Annotated in this window: 2 protein-coding genes; one reads left to right on the plus strand and one right to left on the minus strand. The window is 64.0% G+C overall.

Annotated elements, in window-relative coordinates; translation table 11 throughout:
* The coding region (locus tag QC029_RS31300; RefSeq protein WP_369281327.1) for a LysR family transcriptional regulator at positions 1–201 on the minus strand (201 nt) is incomplete at its 3' end.
* Positions 202–271: 70 nt separating this feature from the next.
* Between QC029_RS31300 and QC029_RS31305 the strand changes: the two genes are divergently transcribed.
* On the plus strand, positions 272–475 hold a 204-nt coding region (locus tag QC029_RS31305), incomplete at its 3' end, for an SDR family oxidoreductase (protein ID WP_279559083.1).

The raw sequence follows: 475 nt of genomic DNA on the forward strand, positions 1-475 counted from the left end.
TTTGAGCGCGCGTCCGCCGCGCTCGAAAAGGCGCAGGTTGAGACCACTCTCCAGTTCGGCAACTCGCCGGGACAAGGTCGCTTTCGGGCGTCCCGCGGCGCGCGCGGCCTTTCCGAACCCTCCGTGGCGGGCGACGAGGTTGAAGTCGGCGAGGGCAAGCAAATCCATCTGTTCCACCAGTGAGACGGTATGTCCAAACATAGCGTCTATCGGCTCGCATGTGGATCACTAATTTCCGAGGTGTCTTTGGACCCAACCCGGAGTGATCCCCATGACCATCCTCGTTACCGGCGCAACCGGCACAGTCGGCCGCCAAATCGTCGAACAGCTCGTCAAGCGTGGCGCCGACGTGCGCGCGCTCGTCCGCGATCCGGCGAAGGCCAGCTTCCCGGCAGGTGTTGCCGTCGTCCAGGGTGACCTGCTCGATGTCGACTCGTTGCGCAACGCGCTTTCCGGCGTCTCGACGCTGTTCCTG

Source organism: Streptomyces sp. DH37 (assembly GCF_029813835.1).
GTDB lineage: Bacteria > Actinomycetota > Actinomycetes > Streptomycetales > Streptomycetaceae > Streptomyces.